The following is a 328-nucleotide window of genomic DNA, read 5'->3' as shown; positions in this document are numbered from 1 at the left end:
ATTCGGCAAAGGTGCTGACATGACCCATCCTCCCCGAACAAGAGGAGCACAAACTGGGTCTTGCAGGAATCCCTCTGCGATTCACGTTTTTACCGAAACGCTTTAATTTTGTTGAGTTGGCGTTGAGTCGGCGGTGGAACGCGGAAAGCCCCGCGAGGGCGCGGGGCGTAAGGCGTTGATTTATTTGTAAGATTTGGTTGCGGGGACAGGATTTGAACCTGTGACCTTCAGGTTATGAGCCTGACGAGCTACCGGGCTGCTCTACCCCGCGCCATGGTTGTCTTGATCGGAGGCTTTATCGTTTCAGAGGGATGTTTTGCGTCTTTCC

General features: G+C 53.4%; 1 tRNA gene. It reads right to left on the bottom strand.

The features are described 5' to 3' along the window. Positions 1–194: 194 nt before the first annotated feature. Positions 195–271, bottom strand: a tRNA-Met gene (locus ACTJI6_RS24295). Positions 272–328 lie beyond the last annotated feature (57 nt).

Origin of the sequence: Paracoccus sp. 22332 (genome assembly GCF_052045125.1) — a bacterium.
In the GTDB taxonomy this organism is placed as follows: domain Bacteria; phylum Pseudomonadota; class Alphaproteobacteria; order Rhodobacterales; family Rhodobacteraceae; genus Paracoccus; species Paracoccus haematequi_A.
The sequence above is the reverse complement of the archived record's forward strand: the minus strand, read 5'-3'. Positions and strand labels throughout refer to the sequence as shown.